The organism is Mesorhizobium sp. P2_B5 (assembly GCF_056404775.1).
This window is the reverse complement of record NZ_JBFUDJ010000015.1, coordinates 64,447-90,820: the sequence shown is the minus strand read 5'-3', so window position 1 is coordinate 90,820 and position 26,374 is coordinate 64,447. Positions and strand designations below refer to the sequence as shown.

At 61.2% G+C, this 26,374-nt stretch carries 23 protein-coding genes and 2 pseudogenes; 10 read left to right on the top strand and 15 right to left on the bottom strand.

The features are described from left to right. Positions 1-165: 165 nt before the first annotated feature. From AC1D1N_RS29845 to AC1D1N_RS29825, 5 genes and pseudogenes are all read left to right on the top strand, one after another. Positions 166-627: a (2Fe-2S)-binding protein gene (locus AC1D1N_RS29845; RefSeq protein WP_436258578.1), complete on the top strand. Its 462-nt coding sequence runs from the start codon at positions 166-168 to the stop codon at positions 625-627. A gap of 1 nt (position 628) precedes the next feature. Continuing rightward, a complete protein-coding gene (locus AC1D1N_RS29840; protein WP_436258579.1) occupies positions 629-2,887 on the top strand; it encodes a xanthine dehydrogenase family protein molybdopterin-binding subunit in 2,259 nt (752 codons plus the stop codon). Between the two features lie 11 nt (positions 2,888-2,898). Then, entirely contained in the window at positions 2,899-3,531 is a 633-nt protein-coding gene (locus AC1D1N_RS29835) for a hypothetical protein (protein WP_436258580.1), read from the top strand. A gap of 142 nt (positions 3,532-3,673) precedes the next feature. Continuing rightward, positions 3,674-4,901: pseudogene (locus tag AC1D1N_RS29830) on the top strand (MFS transporter). A gap of 162 nt (positions 4,902-5,063) precedes the next feature. Continuing rightward, positions 5,064-5,450, top strand: a complete 387-nt coding sequence (locus AC1D1N_RS29825; RefSeq protein ID WP_436261917.1) for an NAD(P)-dependent oxidoreductase — start codon at positions 5,064-5,066, stop codon at positions 5,448-5,450. 6 nt (positions 5,451-5,456) lie between these two features. Here AC1D1N_RS29825 and AC1D1N_RS29820 read toward each other — a convergent pair whose 3' ends face one another. The 9 genes and pseudogenes from AC1D1N_RS29820 to AC1D1N_RS29780 all read right to left on the bottom strand — a co-directional run bounded on the left by AC1D1N_RS29820 (position 5,457) and on the right by AC1D1N_RS29780 (position 15,459). Continuing rightward, positions 5,457-5,882: a LysR substrate-binding domain-containing protein gene (locus AC1D1N_RS29820; protein WP_477352858.1), complete on the bottom strand. Its 426-nt coding sequence runs from the start codon at positions 5,880-5,882 to the stop codon at positions 5,457-5,459. A 143-nt stretch (positions 5,883-6,025) separates the two neighbouring features. Beyond that, positions 6,026-6,982, bottom strand: coding sequence for an NAD-dependent epimerase/dehydratase family protein (locus AC1D1N_RS29815; RefSeq protein WP_436258582.1), 957 nt, complete (start codon positions 6,980-6,982; stop codon positions 6,026-6,028). Between the two features lie 258 nt (positions 6,983-7,240). Further along, positions 7,241-8,388 (bottom strand): annotated as a pseudogene (locus AC1D1N_RS29810) (IS30 family transposase). 96 nt (positions 8,389-8,484) lie between these two features. Continuing rightward, complete coding sequence (locus tag AC1D1N_RS29805) at positions 8,485-8,637, bottom strand: hypothetical protein (protein WP_436262092.1); 153 nt, start codon at positions 8,635-8,637, stop codon at positions 8,485-8,487. Positions 8,638-8,783: 146 nt separating this feature from the next. Beyond that, positions 8,784-10,925, bottom strand: a complete 2,142-nt coding sequence (locus AC1D1N_RS29800; RefSeq protein ID WP_436258584.1) for a beta-galactosidase — start codon at positions 10,923-10,925, stop codon at positions 8,784-8,786. A 25-nt stretch (positions 10,926-10,950) separates the two neighbouring features. Continuing rightward, the gene (locus AC1D1N_RS29795; protein WP_436258585.1) at positions 10,951-11,853 is read right to left on the bottom strand and encodes a carbohydrate ABC transporter permease; all 903 of its coding nucleotides are present in this window, start codon (positions 11,851-11,853) and stop codon (positions 10,951-10,953) included. After that, complete coding sequence (locus AC1D1N_RS29790) at positions 11,853-12,779, bottom strand: carbohydrate ABC transporter permease (RefSeq protein WP_477352820.1); 927 nt, start codon at positions 12,777-12,779, stop codon at positions 11,853-11,855. Before AC1D1N_RS29790 ends, AC1D1N_RS29795 begins: the two co-directional genes overlap by 1 nt. Before the next feature lie 73 nt (positions 12,780-12,852). Next, positions 12,853-14,163: an ABC transporter substrate-binding protein gene (locus AC1D1N_RS29785; protein WP_477352818.1), complete on the bottom strand. Its 1,311-nt coding sequence runs from the start codon at positions 14,161-14,163 to the stop codon at positions 12,853-12,855. Positions 14,164-14,274: 111 nt separating this feature from the next. Next, positions 14,275-15,459: an ROK family protein gene (locus AC1D1N_RS29780; protein ID WP_477352816.1), complete on the bottom strand. Its 1,185-nt coding sequence runs from the start codon at positions 15,457-15,459 to the stop codon at positions 14,275-14,277. Between the two features lie 1,066 nt (positions 15,460-16,525). Here AC1D1N_RS29780 and AC1D1N_RS29775 point away from each other — a divergent pair. Further along, positions 16,526-17,095 carry a TetR/AcrR family transcriptional regulator gene (locus AC1D1N_RS29775; RefSeq protein WP_477352814.1) on the top strand — a complete coding sequence of 190 codons (570 nt, stop codon included), beginning with the start codon at positions 16,526-16,528 and terminating at the stop codon, positions 17,093-17,095. Between the two features lie 49 nt (positions 17,096-17,144). Then, positions 17,145-18,062: an oxidoreductase gene (locus AC1D1N_RS29770; RefSeq protein WP_477352812.1), complete on the top strand. Its 918-nt coding sequence runs from the start codon at positions 17,145-17,147 to the stop codon at positions 18,060-18,062. A 371-nt stretch (positions 18,063-18,433) separates the two neighbouring features. On the opposite strand, the gene AC1D1N_RS29765 is transcribed toward AC1D1N_RS29770, so the two are convergent. From AC1D1N_RS29765 to AC1D1N_RS29755, 3 genes are all read right to left on the bottom strand, one after another. After that, a complete protein-coding gene (locus AC1D1N_RS29765; RefSeq protein WP_477352856.1) occupies positions 18,434-18,919 on the bottom strand; it encodes an alpha/beta hydrolase in 486 nt (161 codons plus the stop codon). Between the two features lie 11 nt (positions 18,920-18,930). Beyond that, positions 18,931-19,320 carry a VOC family protein gene (locus AC1D1N_RS29760; protein WP_352593235.1) on the bottom strand — a complete coding sequence of 130 codons (390 nt, stop codon included), beginning with the start codon at positions 19,318-19,320 and terminating at the stop codon, positions 18,931-18,933. 143 nt (positions 19,321-19,463) lie between these two features. After that, positions 19,464-20,069: a TetR/AcrR family transcriptional regulator gene (locus tag AC1D1N_RS29755; RefSeq protein WP_352593232.1), complete on the bottom strand. Its 606-nt coding sequence runs from the start codon at positions 20,067-20,069 to the stop codon at positions 19,464-19,466. Positions 20,070-20,127: 58 nt separating this feature from the next. Here AC1D1N_RS29755 and AC1D1N_RS29750 point away from each other — a divergent pair, with 58 nt between their 5' ends. Both AC1D1N_RS29750 and AC1D1N_RS29745 read left to right on the top strand, forming a co-directional pair. Further along, positions 20,128-20,571, top strand: coding sequence for a DUF2147 domain-containing protein (locus tag AC1D1N_RS29750; protein ID WP_352593229.1), 444 nt, complete (start codon positions 20,128-20,130; stop codon positions 20,569-20,571). Positions 20,572-20,638: 67 nt separating this feature from the next. Then, positions 20,639-21,838, top strand: a complete 1,200-nt coding sequence (locus AC1D1N_RS29745) for a DUF5360 family protein (protein WP_477352809.1) — start codon at positions 20,639-20,641, stop codon at positions 21,836-21,838. A 73-nt stretch (positions 21,839-21,911) separates the two neighbouring features. On the opposite strand, the gene AC1D1N_RS29740 is transcribed toward AC1D1N_RS29745, so the two are convergent. Genes AC1D1N_RS29740 through AC1D1N_RS29730 form a run of 3 tightly spaced genes read right to left on the bottom strand, consistent with a single transcriptional unit; the run spans position 21,912 to position 25,469 of the window. Beyond that, a complete protein-coding gene (locus tag AC1D1N_RS29740; protein ID WP_477352807.1) occupies positions 21,912-22,736 on the bottom strand; it encodes an alpha/beta hydrolase in 825 nt (274 codons plus the stop codon). Then, positions 22,733-24,181, bottom strand: a complete 1,449-nt coding sequence (locus tag AC1D1N_RS29735; RefSeq protein ID WP_477352854.1) for an NAD-dependent succinate-semialdehyde dehydrogenase — start codon at positions 24,179-24,181, stop codon at positions 22,733-22,735. Before AC1D1N_RS29735 ends, AC1D1N_RS29740 begins: the two co-directional genes overlap by 4 nt. Before the next feature lie 58 nt (positions 24,182-24,239). Further along, complete coding sequence (locus AC1D1N_RS29730; RefSeq protein WP_477352805.1) at positions 24,240-25,469, bottom strand: iron-containing alcohol dehydrogenase; 1,230 nt, start codon at positions 25,467-25,469, stop codon at positions 24,240-24,242. A gap of 172 nt (positions 25,470-25,641) precedes the next feature. Here AC1D1N_RS29730 and AC1D1N_RS29725 point away from each other — a divergent pair, with 172 nt between their 5' ends. Beyond that, positions 25,642-26,340, top strand: a complete 699-nt coding sequence (locus AC1D1N_RS29725; protein WP_352593214.1) for a GntR family transcriptional regulator — start codon at positions 25,642-25,644, stop codon at positions 26,338-26,340. Positions 26,341-26,374: the final 34 nt, after the last annotated feature.

The window sequence follows — 26,374 nt, the reverse complement described above, 5'->3', positions numbered from 1 at the left end:
AAACGTTCGTCGAAACCGAAAAAACTCGCCTCACGCTGGCCACTGCCTAGGCCCAACCGCTGGTTAAAAAAGGTAAAATTTGGCGCACTGTCCTTTGCAGCATTGTAAGCCGCCAGTACCTTTGCATGCAGTAGCCAAGTACCGGCAAATTAAGGAAGGCTTACGATGTTCGATATTGTTGTCAATGGCTTGAGGCACCGAGTCGACGTGGTACCCGAGATGCCTTTGCTCTGGGTGCTGCGCGATGAGCTTGGCATCACAGGTCCGAAGTATGGCTGCGGAATAGCCCAATGCGGCGCGTGCACGGTGCAAGTCGACGGAGCAGCCGTCCGCTCCTGTCAGGCGCGTATGGCCGATGTCGCGGGGAAGGAAATCACCACGATCGAAGCCGTTGGCAAGGGTAAGCTTCACCCAGTGCAGGAGGCGTGGATCGAGCATCAGGTGCCACAGTGCGGCTACTGCCAGGCCGGCCAGATCATCCAGGCGATCTCGTTGCTCGAATCGAAGCCCGCACCGACCGATGAGGATATCAACGAGGTCATGTCGGGTAATCTCTGCCGCTGCGGCACGTATGAACGCATCCGCGTCGCGATCCACGCGGCAGCCGAAAAGATTGGAGGGAAGTGAGATGGGCGCCACGCCAAAGCTTTCCCGTCGCGCCGTCATATTCGGCTCCGCTGCCGTTGCCGGTGGTGTGGCCTTCGGGTCCTATGGTCGCGCCGAGGAGACCTCCGCCTCTCCCGCCGCGGTCAACCCGCTGGCTGCGGGCCTCGGCCCGGACTCGGTCGCCTTCAATCCATGGGTCGAGATTAGCCCCGACAGGATCACGCTCATTGCGCAGCATGCCGACATCGGACAGGGCATTGGTTCCATCCAGCCGGTGATGATCGCGGAGGAGCTGGATCTGGACCTCGGTCAATTCGAGGTCCGTTTCGCCGGACCCAGCCCCGCCTACTTCAACACCGGATTCGCGCACGAGATCGCCCCCTTCATGGCGGCGGACCAGAGCCTTGAGGCCGAGAAGGGGCGCGCGGCTGCGCTTGAATGGCTGAGGCAGTCGGGCCTGCAGATGACCGGAGGCTCAAGCGCGATCCCCGACACCTACGAAAAGCTGCGCGTCGCCGGCGCGGTTGCACGCGAGACGCTGAAGGCTGCCGCGGCCAGGCGCAGCGGCGCCGCCGTCGCCGACATTCGCACCGAGGCTGGCCAAGTTATCCTGCCGGACGGGACGATGATCCCATATGGCGCGCTTTCGGCCGAGGCGGCGAAAATACCGCCTGTCACGGACGTCAAGCTGCGCGACCCCTTGCAGTGGCGCTTGATCGGCAAACCGATGGAGCGGCTCGACATCCGGGCCAAGGTGACGGGCGAGATTATTTTCGGCATCGATCGCAAGATGGACGGCATGGTCTATGCGGCGGTCAAGCTCAATCCCAACAAGGGCCAGCCGATCCGGTCGTATGACGCGAGCAAGGCGCAATCGATGCCCGGCGTTCGACAGATACTCAAGCTATCGAACGGCGTAGCGGTCATCGCGACCAACAGCTGGTATGCGATGCAAGCGGTGGACCTCGTCGAGTGCATTTGGGAGCCATCCAAGTACCCGGCCGAGCAAGCGGGGCACTGGGACATCGTGCGTTCCTCCTTCACGCCGGAATTCCTCGCCAAGCAGTGGCGCAACGACGGCGATGTCGATGCCGGTCTAAAAGAGGGGACGTTGCTCGAGGCGGAGTACCGGGCGCCCTATGTAGGCCACCAGCCGCTGGAACCGCTCAACGGCATTGGCATCGTGACTGACGACGGGATGGAAATCTGGGTCGGCCACCAGACGCCGCAATCGGTGCAATACATTGCGGCCAATGCAATTGGCATGAAGCCCGAACAGATCACCTTCCACAATGAGTGGTCGGGCGGAAGCTTCGGCCACCGCCTGGAATTCGAAAACGTCAGGGCGCTTGCTGAGATCGCCAACCAACTGCGCGGAACGCCAGTGAAGATCGTCTTCTCGCGCGAGCAGGACTTCCTGCAGGATATCCCGCGGCAGATCGCGATGGGCAGGTATCGGGGCAGCGTCAAGGACGGCAAAATCGTAGCAGCAGATGTCCAGGTGGCGTCAACGCCTCCCTTCAAGCAGCTGCTGGAGCGGATGGGTATGCCGCCGAATGCCCCGGACGGCCAATTGGCCGTGGGTATCTGGAACATGTACTACGACATCCCGAACTACCGTGCGGCGAGTTTCGAGGTGCAGGGCGTGTCGCCGACTACCACCTGGCGGTCGGTTGGCGCTTCGGCCAACGGTTTTTTCACCGAGAGCTTCATCGACGAACTGATCCATGCGGCCGGGCTCGATCCGCTCCAGGCGCGAATCGACATGTGCAAGATTCCTATCTACCGGACGCTCCTGAAAACGGTCGGCGACATGGCCGGCTGGAATGGACCGCTCGGCAACGGAAAGGGCCGCGGCGTCGCCTTCGTCGAGGCCTTCGGCACGGCAGTTGCCGAGATCGTCGAAGTGACCATGACGGATTCCGGCATCAGAATCGACAAGGTCTGGGTGGCAGCCGATGTCGGCAAGATCGTCGATCCCGTCAATTTCGAAAACCAGGTGCAGGGCGGCGTTGTCTGGGGTCTCGGCCACGCCATGAACTGCGAACTCACCTATGCAAACGGGTCAGTCCAGCAGACCAACTACAATCACCACGAAGCCATGCGGATGTATCAGTGTCCGGTGATCGAGGTGCGCGGGCTGGAGAACGACTACACGGTGCGGGGCATCGGCGAACCGCCGGTACCGCCGGCGGCGCCGGCGCTCGCTAACGCCATCTTCGCAGCGACCGGCAAGCGCATCCGCGAAATGCCGTTCAACAAATTCATCGACTTCGTTTGAGAGAGGCGGTCATGGACAGAACTCTAATTGCCGCCGCATTTGCTGCTTCGATAATGGCCCCTCTCACAGTGATGGTATACGCAAAAGGTGAAGGTTCGAGGGATGCGCTGCCGTCGGGTAGCGTCAGCCGTGCGGCAGGTTTGGAAGCATGGAAACGGATCGAGGCGGTTGTTAGCCATCCGCGCTGCGCAAATTGCCATGTCGACACGCGCGGCATCCCGATCTGGACACCTGCCGGTGAAACCGAGTCTCGCGTTCATGGCATGAACATTCACGCGGGTTTGAGCCGAATTGGAGCGGAGGAGATACCCTGCTCGACCTGCCATATGACGTCCACCCTGCCGAACGATCCTGCTCCCGCGCCGCCACGAGCCGGTATTCCTTGGCAGCTCGCTCCGGTGGAGTTTCTTTGGTACGGCCAGAGTGGCGCCGAAATCTGCAAGCAGCTCAGGGATCCAGCCCGCAACGGCGGCCGCGATGCCGTCGCCCTGCTCGATCATCTTCGGCACGATGCATCATTAAGCGGGTTCATTCCGCGAGGGTGGGAGCCTGGGGAGGGTCGCAGCACGCCGCCGGGAACCTTCGAGGACCACGTGCGGGACATGGCGGAATGGGGAGCCGCCGGACAGCCATGCCCGGAATGAGCCTGCTTGGTGCGGACGAAAGACTGCCGCTGCCGTCATTTCGCACCGACTGGGTGCCTTCGCCGGTCGGCCCCCGCGCCAGAATAGAGGCGTAGGCGCCGGTCCACGTTGTTTCGTAGACTCAGGCCGATGAGGTGGATCTATGTTTGGAAAGGCCTATGAAGCTCAATGCAGGGCAACGAAACTTGCTCCCTCCAGTGTGCCCCGTGAGAATCAAGCGCTCGCCCTTTTCGCCCTGACGCTGGGCAGCTTCTGCATCGGCACGTCCGAGTTCGCGAGCATGGGCATCATCCAACTGTATGCTGCCGATCTTGGGATCGATATTCCGACCGCCACGAACGCGGTCACCGGGTATGCTTTCGGGGTCGTGCTTGGGGCGCCACTCGTTACGCTAGTCGCAGCCAAGCTCAATCGGCGCAATCTCTTGCTCTTTCTGATGGGGCTGTGGGTCGTCGGAAACGTCCTCTCGTCGATGGCGAGCAATATCGGCCTGTTTACGGTTGCCCGATTCATAAGCGGCATGCCGCAAGGCGCCTACTTTGGAGCGGGAGCAGTTGTGGCAGCCTACTTCTTCGGCGCGGACCGGGCAGGAAAGGCCTTCTCGCTCGTCATGACCGGACTGACGGTAGCAACGTTCTTTGGATCGCCGTTGGCAACGTTTCTGGGTCAGACGCTGGGCTGGCGGAACACCTATCTCTCCATGGCTGCCCTTGGCACCGTCGCGCTCCATGCGCTGTTCCTCTTCATTCCCCGTACAGAAGCCCTTCGTGGGGGCTCCGTCGTTCACGAACTGTCGGCGCTACGACGATGGACTGTCTGGCCGATGATAGCCGTCGCGGCGCTGGGGATCTCGAGCATATTCGCGGTCTATGCATTTATCGGGCCGCTGGTGACCGATGTAGTGCAACTCGATCCTTCCACGATACCGCTGGCGCTCGGCGTTTTTGGTGTCGGCATGACGGTCGGCAACTTGGTCGGCGGGTATCTGGCAGACACCTTTTTGTACCGGGGCTTGGTCCTCGGATACGGGCTCACGCTCGTGGTGTTGGTTATTTTGTCGAGTCTTGGGAAGCCACGCATGGGCTTTCTTTCCCTGCCTCTTTGGCGTGGGTGCCGCGATGATGGCCGCAGTTCCAACGATTCAGGTGCGTATGACAAACTTCGCCCCCGAAGCTCCAACGCTCATGGGCGCGATGAACCTGGCCGCCCTCAACGTGGCGAATGCCCTTGGCGCATGGGGCGGCGGACTGGTCATCGCGGCGGGATACAGCGTGCTGTTTTCACCGCTTGCCGGATTCGTGCTGACCGCCGCCGGGTTGGTCGTCTACCAGATCCTGCTTTCTCGACGTGCTGCGACCGTACCGGTTTAGTCGCCAGGCCCTGCAAACTGCATTCCGCCGCGTTATCTCTCAGACGTATTTGATATGCAGCAGATACCAGATGCAATGCACGAACTAGCATTTTGGCGTTTGTGCAATCCACTATTGCGGCCATAGGAATCCACGGTGAACCGTCATCCGACATTCGACCAGATTTTCCCTGTCACGGAGGCGATCGACATCGAGCGGCTGAAGCGCTTCGGGATCTCGCGCCTGATCACCATCACTGGGATGGGCGCGGGCGACAGCGCCGGACATGGCGGGTTCCTGTTCGATAACATGATTTTCGCGATGCTCCTGCGCAACGTCTATGTGGACAAGAACCGGCAGGAAGCCGTCATCCGTAAGTCCGACCTCGATTGGACTATCATCCGGCCATCCGTTTTGAACAAAAAGGCGGGACGCGGCAATGTCCGCACTCTAACCGATCTGTCCGGCTTTCATGGCGGGGCCATCTCGCGGGAGGACGTTGCGAAATTTGTCCTTGACCAGGTGCATAGCGACGCCTGGCGGCATCGTTCGCCACTGATTACATGGTGAGGCCTGTCACGCCCCATCGTCAAACCAGCGGCGGTTGCCGACAACCTGTTGGCGCATAAAGTCGATGAAGGCTCTTGCAGCCGGGCTGCGTTCCTTGCCGGCAGGCATGACTAGACTGACATCGACGGCTGGAACGCTCCAGTCGGGCAGAACGCGAACGAGATTGCCGGCCTCGATCTCAGGCGCAGCCACATATCTCGCCGTAGCCGCAATCCCAGCCCCTTTAAGCACCATGCGATCTATTGCCTTGGGATCATTTGCGGTGAGCCGGACCTGGTGCTCCACGCCGTCTTTGTCGCGAAGCGACAAACGCCAAGGGAGACCATCGCCGCGGGGGATGAGGAGCAGATCGTGGGTGCGCAACTTGTCGATCGACCTGGGCCAACCGCGCCGTTCGAGGTAGTCGGCGCAAAAGGGATTGCGAAACGGCAGCGATGAGTTTCTTGAGATCCATCAGTTCCTCCCATCAGCCCTCCAAGGGTCGAGTTACGCTTGGCGAGAAAACACGCACTCTCATTTGATAGACGCAATGCGGGTTTCGACCTGCGCCGAGGCTGAGAAGTATCTGGGCACTCCTACCGGCTGAGTTTCCCGTTCGCCACCAGCCACTCGACGGACTCATGCACTGCCTGGAGCGACGAATACCGCGGGTCGTAGCCCAGGAGGTTCCGCGCTTTGGCGATTGAATGGCTCGGGCTGCGTGCAATGTGCTCCCAGGTGGCGCGCCAGTTTTCTTCGGTCTGCTTGCCCTTCCACGTATCGAACGGCTCGTAACTCAGCTGCGGGGCGTGGCCGAACCATTTGTACATGGCCTCGGCGTAGCCTCGCAGATTGATCGCCTGTGGCGAGACGGTGTTGAAGGCCTCGCCCACTGCGTTGCTCCAGTTCGCGATGGCTCGCATCACCATATGTGCTACGTCGTCGGCATGCACGTGGTGTACTGTCTCGTTGCCAAAATTGGGCAGCACCAGCGGCTCGCCACGGGCGATCTGGGAGAACACGCCGACGTCGAAGTGGCCCGCCGGATTGAGCGGCTCCCAGCCGGGCCCCACGATATGGCCGGGCCGAAACACCGTGGCTGGAAACCCGTTTCGCCTGGCTTCGTTGAGCAGCCAGGTCTCAATCTCGGCCTTTTGCGTGCCATAGCTGCCGAACGGATTTTTCGGCTGGTCCTCTGTCGCCGGGATCGCGGTGTTGTGCCCGTAGACCCAGATGGTGCCGCAATGGAGGAAGTGCTGCACCTCGCCTCGCAGCGCGCCGACGATCTGCCTGGTGCTGTCGAGGGTGAAGGAAATCATGTCCACTACGATATCGGCCTTCAGAGCGCGGACCTTCTCGCCGAAGGTGCCAGCCTTCTCCTCCGCGTCGCGGTCGATCACCACTGGCTTGACCGATTTCCACGCCGCATTCAGCGTATAGGCCGCGCGCTGGCCGCGGCTGACATTGACCACTTCATATCCGGCCTCGACCAGCCGCGGCACCAGGTACGTGCCGACATGCCCGCTGCCGCCAATGATCACTACGCGTGTCATTTTCGCCTCGTTGATTGCTTACGGACTGTGCCATTGGCAGAAGGCGAACGCTACTCGAATCCGCCGCAGGTCAACGCCCGGACCCGCCATTTGATCGATGAACAGACAGAAGTGATCGACGCCATCGTTCTGAAACCGGGCTCGCGGTCGCCATCGCCACTGGCGAGAATAGCGAGATACTCGGGGCGGTGCCGCAGCCGCGTTTGACCGCATTTATTTTCTACCGAATGGCAGCTTTGCGCCAGTAGGTTCAATAGGTCATCGCAACACCTTCTGTAGCCTATCGGCCGGCGTTTCGAAGTCCAGGGTTTTTCGGGGTCGCTGATTGAGCCGCAGGGCGACGGCGTTGAGTTGGTCCTGCGAGACGTGGGAGAAGTTGGTAGCTCTGGGGAAATACTGCCTGAGCAGACCGTTGGTATTTTCGTTGCTGCCGCGCTGCCAGGGACTGCGCGGATCGCAGAAGTAGACCTGTAGGTCGGTGGCAACGGTGAAGCTCTTGTGACGAGCCATCTCCTTGCCCTGGTCCCATGTCAACGAGCGCCGCAACTCTTCGGGCAATGTGCCGATCTTCTCGGCAAGGGCCGCCACGAGGTGGTCGAGTCCCTCCTCGCCACCTTTACAAGCATTGTGAACCGGCTGTGTCGCGCGACGAGGGTGGCGATGTTCGTGTCGTTAGCACCGGTGAGCAGATCACCCTCCCAATGACCTGGGATGGCACGATCCTCCGCCTCGGCGGGGCGGTCGCGGATGGAGATCATATCGAGTATTTGTCCTTGCCCCGTCCGGCTCTGTGCGCCTTTGGCGAGGCGCATCTGTCGTTTGGTACGCAGATGCGCTGTCAGTTCCTTCTTGAGCACCCCTCGCGACTGGATGAATAGACTGCGATAGATCGCTTCATGAGATATCCGCATGCTTGGATCGCCTGGGTACTCTCGCCTCAACCAGCCCGCTATCTGCTCCGGCGACCATTGCAGCGCCAGCTTTTGCGCTACCCACCATCGTAGTCGCCCAGAGCATGCCAGGCGACACTTCTTCGGGCGCAGCGCTCGCTCCCAAGCATGCTTGTCAGCCCGGGTTGCACGATACGTTTGTGCACCGCCATTGCGCGAGATCTCGCGACATATTGTCGATGGGGATCGCCCGAGACTTCGTGCAATAGCGCGGATTGCGAGACCCGCCGCGATCCCGCGAGAGATCTCTTCGCGCTCCGCCAGCCCCAGCGCCAAGGCCGCTCTACGCCTAGCTGACGGAGCAATGCCGCCGCGCAAGGATACGATCCGCTGAACGCCGGTCTTGTTCCGGCGGTCAAGTGCCCGCGAGATCGACGAAATGCTCTGACCTCGCTTCCATCGCTCCCAAAGCTCGGCCTTCTGCGCTGACGTAAACCAGATCCGTGACGTCACCATGCAACACCTCTTAATCCTCTCAGATTAAAGCGTGTTGCGATGACCGGTTGAACCCACCGCCTCATGTCGGCTGTTGAGATCAAATTTGCCGTTTCCTCAAAGCAGCCGTTCGGCTTGGGCGACATGATGTCCGGGTTTGGCCCAAAGCGGACACGGGTCCACAGCGCCAGCCGTCATGCCCGCGACGATTTGCCGGTTGAAGAACAGGTAGACGATCAGCGGCGGGATGGTGATCAGAAGGATGTTCATGAACTTGGCGCAAACGCGGCACGGCTTCTCATCGAAAGGATCGAGGGACGTACGAAAAGCGTGTTCGTGACGGCCGCACTGAAAGTCGTGGCACGTGGCAGCACAAAGATGCCTAGAGCGTTTCCCAAGGCCTCGCGACAACATCCCTAGTCGAGTTCGATGATGCTGCAGCCATAGGCCGGGAGCGACAGCTTACCGCCGCGTACTTTGCCATCGCCGAGCAGATCCCTGCCCGCGGGGACACTGCGGATGCTTGCCAACTCGCCCAGCGTGTTGAGGATGAACAGCAGGCGGCGGTCCTTGCTCTCGCGGATGGTCGCTTCGACACCGGCCGGCATGTCGGCGATGAGCGGCACGATACCGGCGGGCACCAGCACCTGATCAGCCAGCACCTCGACGAGAGCATCGCTGAGGTACGTGCCGAGGTAGATCACTTTGCCCTTACCGACTTTGCGCGAAGTCATCGCGGCTTGGCCCTCGGCGAAGCGGCTGGCCCAGCTGCCGATAACGGCCGTGTCGGGCGCGATGTTAAGCAGCTCATAAAGATGCGCCGCCGTCACCTGCGCATTCCCGATCTTGAGCTTGTATTGGCGGCTCGCCGACGTCGCCGGCAGCTTCTTGCGCACCGTGTTGGCGCCGAAGCGGCCGCCATGTTCGAACATGCCGTCGCCGCCGATCGGCGTCAGCAACCCGAACTCCTCGACCGTGATCCCGGCCAGCGCCGAGAGCCTCTTACCCGGTGAGGTGTCGCGGATGACGTGGTTGTTGACGTCGCGTGATCCGGTGCGGCCGCCCAGGATTACCGTTCCACCCGCCTTGGCGAAGGCCTCGATCCGCGCCGTCCACGCATCGGTCCATTTCAGCCAATGCGGCACGTAGAGCGCCTTGAGCTTGCTGAGATCATCCTCGGGATGGATGAAGCCGCAGGCGATGTTGTGGCGGTAGCAATAGCGGTGCAGCAGCGTCGCATCGTCCTGGGGGCTCGGCATGCCGATTGGGCAGGAGCGGTGCATCTCCTGATTGTCGAAATCTGATCCGGCGATGCCCAAATCCATGCGCACATGCGTGCCGAGGATCTTGTCCTTGAGCGCCGTGACCTCACCCGCAAACTGCTTGGCCTCGTCATAGCGCCGGCGCGGGATGTCGTCGTGATCGATGATGCCCATCCAATAGATCTCGGCACCGAAATGCGCGGGCCGCCAGCGGAAGAACATCACGCCATCGGCGCCGCGCGCCACTGACGTATAGGCCATACGGCGCATCTCGCCGGGTTCGGGCGTCAGCGTCGAGAAGTTCGGCTGCGCACCGAAGCCCGATTGCTGCTCGGGCACGATGAAGTTGCCGGTGAAGCCGCGGCAGATGTCGAGACGCAGCGCCTGCGCCTCGCCGACGCTGCCGACCCGCTGCATCTCGTCATCGAGATGCGGATAGATGTCGAAGCCGAGAAAATCGAGATCGGTCGAGAACTCGCCGCGGAAGTCAATGTCGTCGATCCGCCCCAAATTGTGGAAGACGAACCAGTCTGGATTGGTGGCGCGCAGGATCAGCACCTGATCGTGCTGGAACCGCGCCGTGACGAAGGCGAGGAAGCGGTGATAGTCGACCACATGGGTCGGCCCGACCGGGGCAGGAGCGTAGTCGAGGGGCAGCACCACTTGATCGAAATCGTCGTAGGCGGTGGCCCAGAAATGCCCGCCCCACGCATCGTTGAGCGCGGCGATGGTCTTGTACTTGTCCTTGAGGAAGGCCTGGAACTCGGCCAGAGTCACCGGACCGTAGGACAGCGATCCAGAGGTATTGAACTCATTGTCCGTCTGCCAGCCGATGATGTGCGAATTGCCGCGATAATGCTCGGCCATCGCTTTAGTGATGCGCTTTGAATGCTCGCGGAACACGCCGCTCGCAAGATTGGCATGCTGGCGCGAGCCATGGCACATGGCGCGGCCATTGGCATCGACGCGCAACACTTCGGGATAACGCGCCGTCAGCCAGCGCGGCGGCGTCGCCGTCGGCGTGCACATGATGGTCTTGATGCCAGCCTTACCCAGCCCATGTATGGCGCGGTCGAACAAATCGAAGTCGAACGTCCCCTCATGCGGCTCGATAATATGCCAGGCGAATTCCGCAAGTCGCACCGCGTTGAAGCCCGCGGCTGCCATGCGGTCGGCGTCGCGCTGCCAATAGCTCTCATCGACATGCTCCGGGTAATGCGGAGTACCGACGAGGAAAGTGTCGGTCGCGATCGGCCGCCAGACAGAGAGTGGCGCGGATTTCGAGGCAGTCGTCATAGTCGGAAAACTCCAGGCGATAGTTCTATTTGATGGCGCCGGCGGTGAGGCCGCCCTGCCAGAACCGCTGCAGCAGCAGGAACACCACGATGACCGGGATGATGCTGACCAGCGCGCCGGTGATGATGATCGAGAACAGCACCTGTCCGCCGCCACCGCCCTGTTGCGCGAGCTGATACCAGGTCGCAAGGCCCACCGTGATCGGCTGATACTCCGGTGTGCGCAGCACGATCAGCGGCAGGAAGTAATTGTTCCAGGTCCCGACGAACGAGAGCAGCGCCACGGTCACCATACCCGGCGCCACCAGCCGCAGCACGATGGCGCGGAAGATCACGAACTCGCCGGCGCCATCGAGACGCGCTGCGTCGAGCAGTTCGTCGTCGACGCCCTGCTCGATATAGACGCGCATCAGATAGACGCCGATCGGCGAGATCATCGAGGGCAGGATCACGCCCAGCGGATTGTCGCTGAGTCCCGAAAGCGCCAGCAGCAAGAAGGTCGGCACGACGAGAGCCGTCTGCGGGATCATCACAGCGCCCAAGACCAGCGCAAACAGCAGATTGCGGCCGACGAATTTGAATTTGGCTAACGCATAGCCTGCCGCGGTAGCCAAGATCGCGGCACCGAGCCCGGCGACGGTCGAATAGAGTAGGCTGTTGAACATCCAGCGCATGAAGACGCCGTTGTCGCGCGCCAGAAGATCGCTCAGATTCTGCCAGAGGTTGAACTCGGTGCCGAAGCCGAAGCCGAACGTGGTGAACAGGTCGCCATTCGTCTTCGTTGCCGATAGGACCAGATAGACCAGCGGCATGAAGCTGTAGAGAAGGAACAGTGACAGCAGCAGCGTGAGCATGATCCGCGAGCGCCGCCTTTCGCCGGGCCGGCGCCTGGCAGCTTCGAAAGTGGCGATGTCGGTGGTCGCAGTCATCATTGCTCCGGCCGACGGCGGTTGGCGATCAGGGTGAAGATGTAGGAGGCACCGGCGATCACGATGCCAAGCACGAACGAAACGGCGGCCGCATAGCCATACTGCTGGTTCTTAGTCGCAAGAGAATAGGCATAGAGGTTCGGCGTGTAGCTCGAATTGATGGTGTTGCTGGCGAGCGCGCGCATCAAGTACGGCTCATTGAACAGCTGCAGTGTGCCGTTGATCGAAAAGATAATGGTGAGCAGGATCGCCGGCCACAGCAGCGGCAGCTGGATCAGCCGGGCAAATTGCCAGGGCGAGGCGCCGTCCATCCGCGCGGCCTCGGCGAGGTCCGACGGGATCGCCTTCAGCGCGGCGTAGTAGATCACCATATTGTAGCCGACATATTCCCACGTCACGATATTGGCCAATGAGAAGATCATCGCGCCCGGCGATAGGAAGTCCGGCGGCGGCAGGTTGAACGCCTTGGCCATCTGCGTGAACGGGCCGAAGGTGGGGCCGTAGAGATAACCCCAGATGATCGTCGCGATCACGCTCGGCACAGCGTAGGGGAGGAAGAAGCCGAGCCGGAAGACTCCCTTGGCATAAACCTGACCACGATCGAGCACGATGGCGAACAACAACGCCAGGGCCAGCATGATCGGCACCTGCACGATGCCGAACAGAACGAGGTTCCACACGCCGCCCCAGAATTTGGCGTCGTCCGCGACCTTGATGTAGCTGGCTGCACCCGCGAACTGCCGTCCGCCCACCAGCGTGTCGCGGTAGAGGCTCATGTAGAACGCATAGACCAGCGGCGCGACGATGAAGGCGATAAACAGCAGCATGAAGGGCGCCAGGAACAGATAGGGCGCGAGCTTTCGTGACGTAAAACCGCCCAATCGCGCTGGGCGCGTCCGTGCGGTTGGCGAATTCGACATTGCCATGGGTCCCTCGTCCGGCAAGATGAAGAGATCGGGCGCGCCGATCAAGGCGCGCCCGGCCGGTGCCCGGGAGGAGTTAGGCCACGGTGAAGCCTTGGTCCTTCGCGTAGGTAACCACGGCGTCCTGGACGCGGTCGAACGCATCCGACAGCGTGCCCTTGCCGCTGATCGAGGCGCCGAATTCATCGGACATCGACTGGTAGAGGAAGCCTTGGAACGGGCTCCACTCAAACGGCGCCACGGCACTCGCCGATTTGGCAAACACTTTGTTCACCTCCTGGCCGCCGAAGAATTCCGGCTTGGCGCTCGCCCATTCCGGGCTCGACAACAGCGCGTTGGTGCAGGGGAAGAAGTTTTGCTTGGTGGTGTAGAGCTTTGTGGCTTCGGGATTCGTGTTCAACCAGATCGCGACTTCGGCGGCCTCGGGCAGATGCTGGGTCGCTTTCATCACGGCCAGCGATGAGCCACCCCAAGCGCCAGTCACGAACTTGCTCGCGTCCCACTGCGGCAGATCGGCGGCACGCCATTTGCCCACGCTGGTCTTGGCGACCGAGGTCAGGAACAGCGGACCCCAGCCCGCAGCGAGCCAGGTGGCATAGCGACCCGAGTCGAGGCCGGTGTACCACTCATTGTTGAAGCCCGGCTTGGTCTCGATAACACCCGCGGTGATAAGGTCCTGCCAATAGGCGGCGAAGTCCTTAGCAATCTTGTCGTTGATCCTGATCACGAGCTTGTCGCCATCGCGGCTAACCGGCTTCCAGCCCATCGGCCACAACAGACCCAAGACCCAGTCGGCGTTGGCTCCGAACGGCGCGTCGGTCATGAACACAGTCGGATCGGCCGCATGGATCTTCTTGCCCGCATCGGCAAACTCGGCCCAGGTGGTGGGCGGCGTGATCCCATGCTTGTCGAAGATGTCCTTGCGATAGAGCATCGCCATCGGACCGTAATCCTGCGGCGTGGCGTTGACCACATCGCCCATGGCGACCTGCGCCCATAGGCCTTCGGGGAACTCGCCCTTATGGCCATTGGCGTACTGGCCGATGTCTGCGAGGGCGTCGACCTGGCGGAAGCTCTCGAGGTGCTGGTATTCGATCTGGGCGACGTCCGGCAGGCCGCTGCCCGCCTGCACGCCCGCGCGGAGCGCGTTATACAACGGGTCCCCCTGGCCGGGATTCACGAGTTCGATCTGGATGCCCGGATGCGCGGCGTTGAACATGTCTACCTCAAGCTGGAGATTCGGCACCCACGACCATACAAGCACCTTGACGGGCTCGGCAGCGCGAACTGCCGCAGGCAGACCCGCTACCGCAACGCTCGCACCCGCAACTTTCAAGAAGTCACGACGCTGCATCATCCGCCCAAGCGGATTGAAAATCTTCGTCATTGAAGTCCTCCCATGAAAGATACGCTCCCACAGGACGCAGGGCGCGGTTTTTCTTTCAGTTAGAAACTTAATGCCTACCGACAGTTGCTGTCAATTGCGATCGATTGATCTTCAGTCGGCCATCACGAGGCTGTCGGCAGGATTGAGGGTCGTCGCATCGAGCACCAGACGCACCGCGCCCAGGACGATATCGCGGTGACCCAGCGCGCCTATCACGAGGCGCGGCGGGTCGTACACATTGCCCTTAAGGCGATGCCGCAGCACATCGAGCACCAGATCACCGCCGCCGACGATCCGGCCCGCCAGTATGATGATTTCGGGATTCATGAAGGCAGCAACACTGCCCACCGCCATCGTCGCATAGTCGAGCAGTTCGGTCACGACTGGCGCGATTTGGTCCGCCTGCCGGTTGGTGACGGCAGCCAGGGTGAGCTTTCCCGCCGCATACTGGGTGTTGGCCTCTTCGAGCATCTTGGTCGCCTGTTCGGGGATGCCGAAAAAGCGGAGCGATTGCTTGTCGCCCAGATGTTCGAACGGCCGCCCGGTAAGGAGTGGGTCATCGAGATACCAGCCGAGCTCGCCCGCCGCATGCGAGTGCCCGCCATAGAGCTTGCCGTCGATCACGACGCCCGCGCCGGCACCGGGCCCGATCGAGAGGCTCACGACACTGTCGGCGCCACGCCCGGCCCCGAATCCCCATTCGCCCACGGCGGCGAGGTTGCGCCCGTTCTCGACGACGATGGGCATCTGAAAATGTTCGCTGAGCCGCGCCCGCAACGGCATGTCGCGCCAGCCGAGCCCGAGCGTCAGCACCACTTCGCCCTCCGGCTGCCTGACGATCGAGGGCAGGCCAATGCCGATGCCGCGAATGGTCTGGCCGCGCGGGTGGGGGGCCGCCATCAGCCGGCGGATCAGGCCGACCAGCTTCTCGAAATTGCGCTCGCCATCATCGTCGGCGGTCTCGTGCATTTCGGTCTGCACGACGCCCTCGAGATTAGCCACGGCGCCATAGAACTCACCCTTGCCGGCCTCGATGCCGATGATCGCATGCGCCGCGCCGCGGAACTTGATGCGTGCCCGGGGACGGCCCCGGACATTGGACTCGTCAAACCCGTCATACGCCACCAAATCCTCGGCAATCAGATCCTCAATCACCCGCATCACCGTCGGCAGGCTGATGTTCAGCCGCCCGGCGAGACTCGAAGGTGATGCCACTCCTTCGGTGCGGATCAAATCCACCACGGCCGAACGATTGAGTCGGCGTAACAGGCTCGACGTCGTGGGCTGGCGCTTCATGCATGGACCAGTTGCAAAAGGCCGGCGGACCGGCAACGAGCGTCGGCATAGACCAGAACCGCGTCCAAGTCCGCCTTTTTCTGATGACGCCGAAGGTCAGTTGTCGCTCCGCAGTGAAAGCTACCGCGGTAGTCCGTTCGATGATTGCGGCGATCACTGGAGGGCGCCCAAGCCCTCCGGAGTCAATGCGCTTACTCGTGCAAATGACTGCCACCGGTTGCTTCAATCGGTTACGATCTTCTTTGTGCATAGAAATGAGGCACCGCTCCCATGGAAACTAGTCGTCTTCTTGGTCCTTTGGTTCGCCAGACCATTCCATACGAGAGAATACGAAGGAAACGGTTTGGCGAACCACCCGCTAACGTATTGATTTCCTGTAGATGACCCATTGATTTTGCAACGAAATAATGCCCTAGTTGCTGCTGTTGACGGTAGTTTTCGAGACGGCAGGCGCGCCTCGTAGAAAGCTCAAAGTGCAAAGAATCGTCCGATTGGTGCCGATAGGTGGTGAAACCTCAAAATATTTTTTTCGGCGATTTTCCCTTTAAAATCAAAAGCGTAATTTTTTGACGGTCCTATTGTCGGTATTTGCACGGCTGTAGAGAAATATTTGACAATGATTTCAATTGGTTATACGCTATTTTAACAATCGAGTGGGAGTAGCGGGAGCGTAGTTTCGGATACTGCGGGAAACTGTGTCGTAGTGTAGGCGGTTCTCACATCTCGATAGATACCGAATAATGTCCGCTTGTGGTGCCGTTCACGCTTTTGGATTAGTCAGGGCTGGACACGCCATCACCTGCTCCTATCGAAGTAGGCATGATGATGCCTCGGGACTGCAATCAAGGCCCTGAATCCAATGCATTTCCCTTTCGACAGATACCTCGATCCCCACGGCGTCCCTTATTGAAAAGACAGCCGCAGCCTCATGGTGTGTGCCCACACAATCTTTATTCGAGGTTGGTTGGCGTGGACCGCGAAAGATGCGGGCGGCATCACTTGACCAATCTCATGCCATTCTCTATATAATTGAGCATCCACTCACTCAATATCGTTAGACGGAAATATGGCGCGTCCCCTCAGTGAAGAAAAGCGACAGGCACTGCTCGATGCAGCGGCCGAGTTCGTTGCCAACCTAGGCACAGCCGCGTCCACGGCCAAGATAGCAAAGGCTGCTGGCGTGTCTGAGGGAACGCTGTTCACTTACTTTCCAACCAAGGACGATCTGCTCAACCAGCTCTTTCTCGAGATCGAGACCGACCTCACAGAGACGATGCTGGCACCATATCCCGCGGACGACTCCGCCAAAGAGCGGCTATTCGCGGTTTGGAACCGTCTGATTGACTGGGGACTGGCTCACGCCACGGCGCGCAAGGCCCTTCGCCAGTTGAAGGTGTCGGATCGCGTGACGGCGGAAAGCCGGAACCAGTGCCACGCCATGCAGCGGGATGCACGGAAGATGGTGGACGAGTGTCTCGCCGGCCATGCCGCGCCTGACCGGATCGCCTTCTATATCGATACCATTCTCTTCGACTTTGCCGACATCAGCATCAACGCGGTCACAGCCAAACCTCTGGAAAGTGACGCCATCCGGCAGGCCGGGTTCGACCTGTTCTGGAAGGGGTCCGCCGCCTGAGTTTTAACTGATAAATGAGCATGTAAGCACTCACATATAAGGATCGAAAATGTCGAATAGTAAGGGTTTTACCGAAGCCGACGTCCCCCAACAGACGGGAAAAAGCTTCATCGTCACCGGCGCCAACGCCGGGGTCGGGTTCGAAATCGCGCGGGTGCTTGCCGCCAGGGGCGCGCGCGTCCTGCTTGGCTGCCGCGAGCAGACCAGGGCGCAGGATGCCATCGCGCGGATCAAGCGGATCACGCCGAATGCCGATCTCGTCTGGTTGCCGCTGGACCTCGGTGACCTGGAGAGCGTTCGCACCGCAGCCGAGATCGCCGCGAAGGAGCCACGGATCGATGCACTCATCAACAATGCTGGGATCATGAACCCGCCTCTGACGCGCACGAAGCAGGGGTTCGAATCGCAGTTCGGCATCAATCATCTCGGCGTGTTCGCGCTCACCTCGCTGCTCCTGCCGAAGCTGGCGGAGACTCCGGGAGCGCGGGTGGTCGTGACCTCAAGCGTCGCGCATCTGAAGGCCAAGATCGACTGGGATGACGTCAACGCCGACAAGAGCTACGTCAAGACCGAGCGCTACGGCGCCAGCAAGCTGGCGAATGCGCTGTTCTTCTTCGAACTGGATCGTCGCCTGCGCGCGGCGAAGTCACCCGTCACAGCAATCGGCGTCCACCCTGGAGTCGCCGCCACAAGTCTTGGCCGTCACATGGGGCTGATCCAGATCGTGGGCCCAATCGTCGGCCTGTTGCTCAATAGCGCCGACAAGGGCGCGTGGCCGGCACTTCTGGCTGCGACCGGCAAGGTAAAGCCCGCAGGCTATTACGGTCCCACCGGCTTTGGCGGAATCCGCGGTGTAGCCGGCGAAGCAAAGCGCGCGCCGCATGCCGAAGATCCTGCGCTCGCGAAGCGGCTCTGGGACGTCTCCATCGCCATGACCGGCGTCGATCCAGGCTTGCCGGCTGCCTGACCTCACTTACCAGATCAACGCTGCGAAGCCGTGGCTTCCAGCGAAAAGCAAAGGAAATGATTATGACTGTCCAATCGGAACTGATGTGACAGTGGCTTCCATGCGTCAGAAAATTCTTGTTCTGACATTCAAGTGGCGCGGAATAGGGAGGCGACAACGGTGCGTCAGGCCCTCGTGTAGGCTTGCTCTGGGGCGCCGGTTGGACGAGCCTCGCCCGGGCGACGAAAACCTTGCTAATAGGAGATATGAGTAGCCAACACTTGGCTGAGACGCAGCAGCGAGCGCCCAGAACACCTGACTGTTGGTCCGCAGGGGAATCCACACTTTCACCCTCCATGTTGCTGACCGCACCGACCATCGCTCCCCGTTTTTTATGGCACTGACCTGGTCGCTGCATTGTGTGCAGGAGTTCCATCGCGCTGGATAAGCTTGGCCAAACAATCCGCAGCGCGGGTTCCATCCATACCGAGGTCGCGAACGCTGCTCATGTGATCGGCGCCGGCGATGATGGTTTGAGAGACATGTAGCCCCTGCTTTCTCAGATGCCTGGCGAATGCCTCGGCCTGGCCAAGAAATGGCGGCGTTTCCTCGCCGCCGATAGCGATCGCAACCTCTGCTGACGGATCGAAGTCATGTGTCAGAGGCGACAAATTGGTGGCCTCCTCATCCGTTATAGCGATCTCGGTGGCAAGGAACGAGGTCTGCAGAGGCTTCAACTCATACAACCCACCAAGGAGCAGCGCGCCTCTGATGTCTGACGATAGGCTCGGATCATTGAACAGCATGGTGGCGAGATGGGCACCGGCGGAGTGGCCGCTGACAGTCAGTCGGCCGGGATCGCCCCCATGGTCGGCGATGTGCTCGAGTACTACTCGACGCGCAGCACGCGCCCGGTCGCATCGGTGACGAAGGAGCCCTTGCTTTGGTCAAGCATCACCATGGCATTGCCAAACGGATCGCGGACGACGGCGCAACGGCCGATCGGGATGTCGAACGGCTTCTTGATAATAGCGCCACCCGCTTCGACGAAACGTTCCGCCGCGGCGTCAACATCGTCCACAAGCAGATCCACCTCGGGACCCAGATCGGTGTGAAGGACCAGCTCCGTGTCTGTTCCCGGCATTCCCAGCCCGGCTGCATCTGGCGATCGCCAGAGAAGCGGATGCCCAAGGGATTCGGAGTAGAACCCAAGAGCGGCATCCAGGTCAGCCACCTTGAGCATCACGCAATCGATCTTGTGGAACAGTGGTCCGCTCATGATGCCTCCGACGCGTATCTGGGGGTTGGCGCGGGCCTGGACAGTCCGCTCGTGATGAGGGTGGCCAGACTTTGCGCCGCCTCTTCCTTGGTGGCGGCGCCGCGCACGGGTGATGGAGCGTCCCAAAACGGCGGACACACGGGTCATAGTCCCTTGATCAGGACATCAACTATCGCTGCCGCACGAGGCTTGGCATTTGCCTCGTCAGAGCCGTCAATCAATGTGCCATCGAGCCGTAAACTCACGTAGCCATGTATCATCGACCATGCGGCAATCACTTGTGTGTCAGCGCTGATCGTGTGGGTGGTCGCCACGGGCCCGAGCACTTGCTTCACGGTCTCGTAGATGACCGTTCCCGCAGCGTCCAGGTTCACGTCTGTCGCATCAAGGCAATCCTTGCGCCACAGGAGCCGATAGCGATTTGGATGGCCCAAGGCGAACTGTACGACCGTATCGGCAAAGACGCTCAAACGTTCATCACGGCCCGCCGGCCCTTTGGCCAGGGCATTTTCCACCGCTTGCTGGACGTCTCCAAAGATCTGCACCGCAACGGCTGTAAGCAGCGCCGCGCGATCCCTGAAATGGTTCGCCGGGGCCGAATGAGCAACACCTGCACGACGTGCGACTTCGCGGATCGTTACGGCGTCAACACCCGATTCATCCAGGGCCGCCAAAGCGGCAGCCACCAACGCGCGGCGTAAGTCGCCATGATGATAGGCTTGATGGGCGTTAGCGCGTGCGCTCTTCATATTGACACCGTCCATATCGGATTATAAAGATATGGACACTGTCCATATAGGATCGATTATGTCGAAATCCAGTTTTGTATCCTTAGCCATCGCTGCGTCCCTCAGCCTACTAGCGTCTGCTTCTGGAGCACAACCTCTCTCGGGAACCTGGCTGACGGAAGACGGCTCCTCTCGGGTGCGTTTTGAAGCCTGCGGCAGCAACATATGCGGGCAAATTGTCTGGCTCAAAGAGCCCAATGATCCTGCGACGGGCAAGGCTTGGCTGGACAAATTCAACCCACAAGCGAACCTCAAGCACAGGCCTTTGCTCGGTCTTACGCTGCTTAGCGAACTCGGCCAGATAAACAATGGCAAGTATGAGGGCAAGCTCTACAATCCGCTCGACGGTCGAACTTACAACGGCAAACTGGCGCCTGAAGGAGAGTCGAAGCTCAAACTCAAGGGATGCGCCCTTGCAGGTCTCCTTTGCCAGTCTGAAATCTGGACCCGAGTGACCGAGTGACTGGGTTAGGTGCAATCTCTACGCCACTGCAAATCGACGCAAGCGACCAATATTGGAAGCGTTGTCGATGAGCTCTATGCCACGGTCTCTTCGCCGGCAAATCGCCGCGACAGACATATTCTTTCTCCTGTACTGGTTCTCGACTGCAATGGGTTTGTTTCCGCCCAGTCTGGTTTACAGCGACTACACGAATCCCATTCTCGTCGCCTGGAACTGGTCCTATTTTCCGATCGACATCGTCTTCGCCCTGCTGGGTCTCTACGCCGTCCATCTCTCCGGGCGAGGCGACCATGGAAAGGCGAAGGTCCTGGTCCTTGTTGCTCTCACATTGATGCATGCTTCAGGATTGATGGCGATTTCGTTTTGGTCACTCAGGCAGGAGCTTGACCCTCTGTGGTGGGTACCGAACCTGTATCTGGCCGCTATGCCCTTTTTCTACATCCGGTGGGCTTTGGGCAACGTCTTCGAGGCCAAAGAGAATATCGCGCCGACCGGCACGTTGGGAGATCCAGGACGTGGCGATCTTCTTGTTCGACCCAGGCGCGCTCGATCAGCTGATATTTGCTCACCACTGTCCCGCAAGCATGGCTCTTGCCTCGTTCAACGTTGGAGTTCCACCATGACCTTTGACCTCAGCGCCCACATGAACACAATGACCCGGACCGTCCGCAATCTAGAGCGCGACGGCAAGCCCGCCAAAGCGATGATCGCCTCCTGCGTCTACGATACCTCTGCGGCCAACCTGTGGGATGCGCTGACCAGCAAGCCGCGAATGGAGAGATGGTTCCTGCCGGTAAGCGGCGACCTCGCGCTTGGTGGCCGCTACCAGTTCCAGGGCAATGCTGGCGGCACGATTACCGAGTGCCGGCCGCACGAGCGGATCGGCGCGACCTGGGAGTTTGGCAGCAACGTTACGTGGGTCACCGTCACGCTGACGCCGGACGGCCAGGGCACACGGCTCGAGCTGGAGCACGCCGCGATCATAGATCCGAACCTGCCGCCGTTCGGACCGGGCGCGGTCGGCGTCGGCTGGGAACTCGGCCTCATGGGATTGGCGTGGCACATCGCCGATTCCGCCACCGCCATCGACCCCGCGGAAGCCGCGGCATGGCCGACCACGGTACAGGGCAAGGACTTCGTGCGGACCTCCAGCACCGGCTGGGGCGAAGCCGACATTGCGGCCGGCGAGGACCCAGCAAGGGCGCGTGCCGGTGCCGAGATGACCCGACAGTTCTACACCGGAGAGATGCAGCCGCCGGCGGCCTGATGCATGCCTTCCGGCAGGATGGCGGCAACGGTGATGGAGGCATTTCTCACCGGCGCCACATGCGCAACAAGGTTCACACGGCCACGAGGCGGGCCAACAGTGACGCGGTATCGGTGCCCGCCAGGCCAAGGTCGCGGACGCTGCTCATGTGATTGACCGCCGCAAGCGTTGTGCGCGAAATAGCCAGTCCTTGTTTTTCCAGCTGGTTCGCGAAGATTGCGGCCTGGCCGTGGAAGGGTGGCGTTTCATCGGCGCCGACCGCGATCTCAACGGCCACGGATGGATCGAAGCTGTGGTCGATCGGCGAGAACCGGCGGACGTCTTCATCGGTGATCGCGATCTCGGCGGCAAGGAACGAGGTCTGCAACGGCTTCAGGTCGTAAAGGCCGCCGAGCAGCAGTGCGGCTTTGATGCGGGAAGGCTGGCTGTCGCCGTCGAAAAGCATCGTTGCCAGATGCGCTCCGGCGGAATGACCGCTGACGGTCAGCAGATCGGGATTGCCGCCATGGTCTGCAATATGGTCGAGCACCCATCGCCTGGCGCGGCGCACCTGGTCGACGATCGTGGCCATCCTGACGGCAGGCATCAGCGCGTAGTCGACAATGACCGCGATCGCACCTGCCTTCGTCACGGTCTCGGCGACATAGGAATAGTCGCGCTTGGAGAACATGCGCCAGTAGCCACCGTGGATGAACATGTGCACCGGCAGGCGGTCTCGTTCGCCCTGGGGAAAGAACAGATCCATGGTCTCCGTGGCGTCAGGCCCGTAGGCGACATCGGCGACCATTGGAACGTTCGCCCTGGTAGCCTCGCTTCTGCGCACGATCTCGGCGACGATGTCGTCGAACTCGACCACGTGGTCGCGAATGCGAAACGGATCTTTGGCGTGTCCGCTCACAGGGTCACGGCGATGTACTTCGCCTCCATGAACTCGGCAACGCCGTGCTTCTGACCACCTTCGCGGCCCAGCCCGCTCTGCTTGACCCCGCCGAAAGGCGCCGCCGGATCCGACATCAGGCCGCGGTTCAGGGCGATCATGCCCGACTCGATCTTCGATGCCACACGCATCCCTCGGGCCAGGTCACGCGAGTAGATGTAGGCCGCGAGACCGTATTCGGTGTCATTGGCCTTTGCGATGGCATCCGCCTCGCTGCCGAAGCGCATGATCGGCGCCACCGGACCGAATATCTCCTCATGTACCATTGCAGCGTCGACGGACACGTCGCGAAGCACCGTCGGTGGGTAAAAGTAACCTTTGCCTTCGGCGATCGCTCCACCGCACAGAACCTTGGCGCCACGGGCAACCGCGTCCTGGACGAGCCGGTCGATCTTGTCCACGGACTTCCTGGTGATCATCGGACCACACTCGGTTTCCGAGTGTGTGCCAGGGCCTATTGTGAGCGCGGCCATGCGTTTGCTCAACCCATCGGTGAAGGCATCATGGATGCCGGCCTGCACGTAAAGGCGGTTGGCGGCCGTGCAGGCTTCGCCGGCATTGCGCATCTTGGCAACCATCGCACCGTCGAGCGCCGTTTCCAGGTCGGCATCGTCGAAGACTATGAACGGTGCGTTGCCGCCAAGCTCCATGGAACAGGAGATGACGTGTTTTGCGACCTCGGCAAGGAGCAGGCGGCCGACGCCAGTCGAGCCGGTGAATGACAGCTTTCGCACGCGTGGATCGGCCAGCATGGCCGCCGTCACCGGCCCTGGGGTCGAGGTCGTCAGGACGTTGACGACGCCAGGCGGCACGCCGGCTTCCGCGTAGAGCGCTGCTAGCGCATAGGCGGTCAGCGGCGTCTCGCTGGCGGGCTTCAGGATAACCGTGCAGCCGGCCGCCAGCGCCGGCGCGATTTTGCGTGTCGCCATGGCGGCCGGAAAATTCCATGGCGTGATGAGCACGCAAATGCCGATGGGCTGGTAGTCGACAATGATCCGGTTCGCGCCCGAGGGCGCAATGCCGAACTCGCCGCTGATGCGGACCGCCTCCTCGGCGTTCCAGCGAAAAAATTCCGCCGCGTAAGCGACTTCACCGCGCGCATCGCGCAGCGCCTTGCCATTCTCCAGCGAGATCAGCGCAGCCAACGTCTCCGCCCGCTCGGTCATCAGTTCGAAGCAACGCCGCAGGATTTCCGAACGTCTGCGCGGCGGGGTCTCGCGCCAGCCGGCCGCTGCCTTCGCGGCCGCGTCGACGGCGGAGGCTGCGTCGGCGAGCGTGGCATCGGGAACCGCCGCGATCACGGCTTCGGTCGATGGATCGACCACTTCGATCACGCCGCCCTCGGACGAGGGCTGCCAGCGTCCACCGATGTAGAGACCGTGCGAGGCCGTGGCGTAGTCGAACATGTCTTGATCCTCGTCGGATATGTCTGCGGCGATATTCATGGGATGAGCTCCTGGTCGATCACATCATGGTGGCGGACATGTCGCCGTCATAAGCAGCCCTGACCAGCCGTCGCATCGCGGCGAGGTCGAAGGGACGGGGATTGTTCTTGATCAACCGGCCTATGCCGAGCGCCTGCTCGGCTGTCCAATCGATCTTGTCCTCGGCAAGGCCAAGTTCGGCCAGGGTCGATGGGATGCCGATGGCGCCAAACAGCCGGCTCACCTCCCGGATGGTGGCGTGCGCCCATGCATCGGCACCGTCGCCGCTCTTAGGGGGAAGGCCGAGGGCAGCGCCGACTTCGGCAATCTCTGCGGCCGCGGCGGCAAGGTTGTAGTTCATCACATAGGGCAGCATGGTGGCGACGCCCAGACCATGCGCAGTATGGGTAAGCGCGCCGACAGGATATTGCACCGCATGCGCGGCTGCGGTTCCCGCCGTGCCAAAGGCGCAACCGGCGGCCAGCGCTCCCATCATGACATCGGCGCGCGCATCCTCGTCCGATCCGTCGCGATATGCCTTTTCGAGACTGCGGCCAAGCAGCCTGATGGCCAGAAGTGCGAAATGATCGGTCAGAGCGCTCTTGCCGACGAAGACATGCTGCTGCGGCAAATGAGGATCAGCGCCGCGTTTGGCGGCGGTGAAAGCCTCGATTGCGTGCGTCAGCGCATCGGCGCCGGCGATCGCCGTCAGTAAGGGTGGACATGTCGCCGTCAGGTCCGGGTCGCAAAGCGCCACAGCGGCGATGAGGTGGGGACTCGAGATACCTACTTTCAGCGTCCGATCCGGATCGGAGATCACCGCGACGGGGGTCACCTCTGAGCCGGTCCCGGCCGTGGTCGGCACGGCGATCACGGGAAGGGTAGGACCTGGTACCTTGAACTCGCCATAGTAATCCTCGAGCCTGCCGCCATGGCTGAGCAGAAGTGCTGCGCACTTGGCCATGTCGAGGCAACTGCCGCCGCCGATTCCGATCACCATGTCCGGCTCGAGATCCTTCGCTTCCGCAATGCAGGCGGCGACGCTGTCGCGGGGCACATCCGGCAGCGTTCGGTCGTAGACCAGCGTGTCTATCGCCGCGTTGTGCAAGCCAGCAAGAATCTCGGCGAACTGCGATGTCGCGGCAAAACGCTCGTCGGTACAGACGAACGCGCGCCGCCCATATCTGGCGGCAACGGCAGGCAGCACATGGCGCTGGCCTTTGCCGAACAGGATCTCGCGCGGCAGGCGCGCCGCTGCAAACAAGGTCATGCACAGGATCCTTCGAAGACGGATTGGGAGCCAAGAGAATAGGCTTCGTTCCGGAGACCGGCCGCGACGCTCCGGGTGATTCTCATGCGTATCCTCTATAAAATCGTATAGGATATAGGATTGAATTGGGCGGAGCATCGTGTTAGTGGGTGCTTCTGTCAAGAGGCAAACGATGCAGAACACCGACCTGACGGTTGACGATGAAGCCCGCGCTAGCGGCCGCATCCAGCGCGCCAACAGCCTGGCTGGCGACGTGTACGAAGCAATCTTCGCGCAATTGATGTCTTTGAGAATTGCTCCGGGATCGCGCATCACCGTCGACAATCTCGTCAAGGAATTCAACGTCTCGCATACTCCCATTCGCGAAGCGCTTGGCCGATTGGAGGGCGAGGGCCTGGTGTTGAAGACCCACCTGATCGGGTATCGGGCCGCTCCGCAAATCACCCGCAGGCGCTTTGACGAGCTTTACGAGCTGCGCCTTCTGCTTGAACCTGCCGCGGCGGCCAAAGCCACTGCCACAATGGACGATGAGCGCCTGACCGTGCTGCGGGAGGCGGCTGGCGTCATGGCCCGGCGGGTGGGGAAAGATGAACGCCTACGTTATTCGAACTTCGCCCGTCAGGATGCGATCTTCCACGACAAGATCGTCGAGTTCGCCCAGAACGAGCTCATTCGCGAGACGCTGAATCACCAGCACACCCACTTCCATATCTTCCGCCTGATGTACCACTCGCGGGTGACCGAAGAGGCGCTCGACGAGCACGAGGCTATTCTCGCTGCCTTCGCTGCGGGCGATCCCGACGCCGCCGAAAAGGTCATGCGCGTGCACATCGAGAATTCGCGGGACCGGCTCCTGCCTGCGTTCGAGTAGCCATCGCGATGTCGCTTGTCCGAAGCATCGTCAA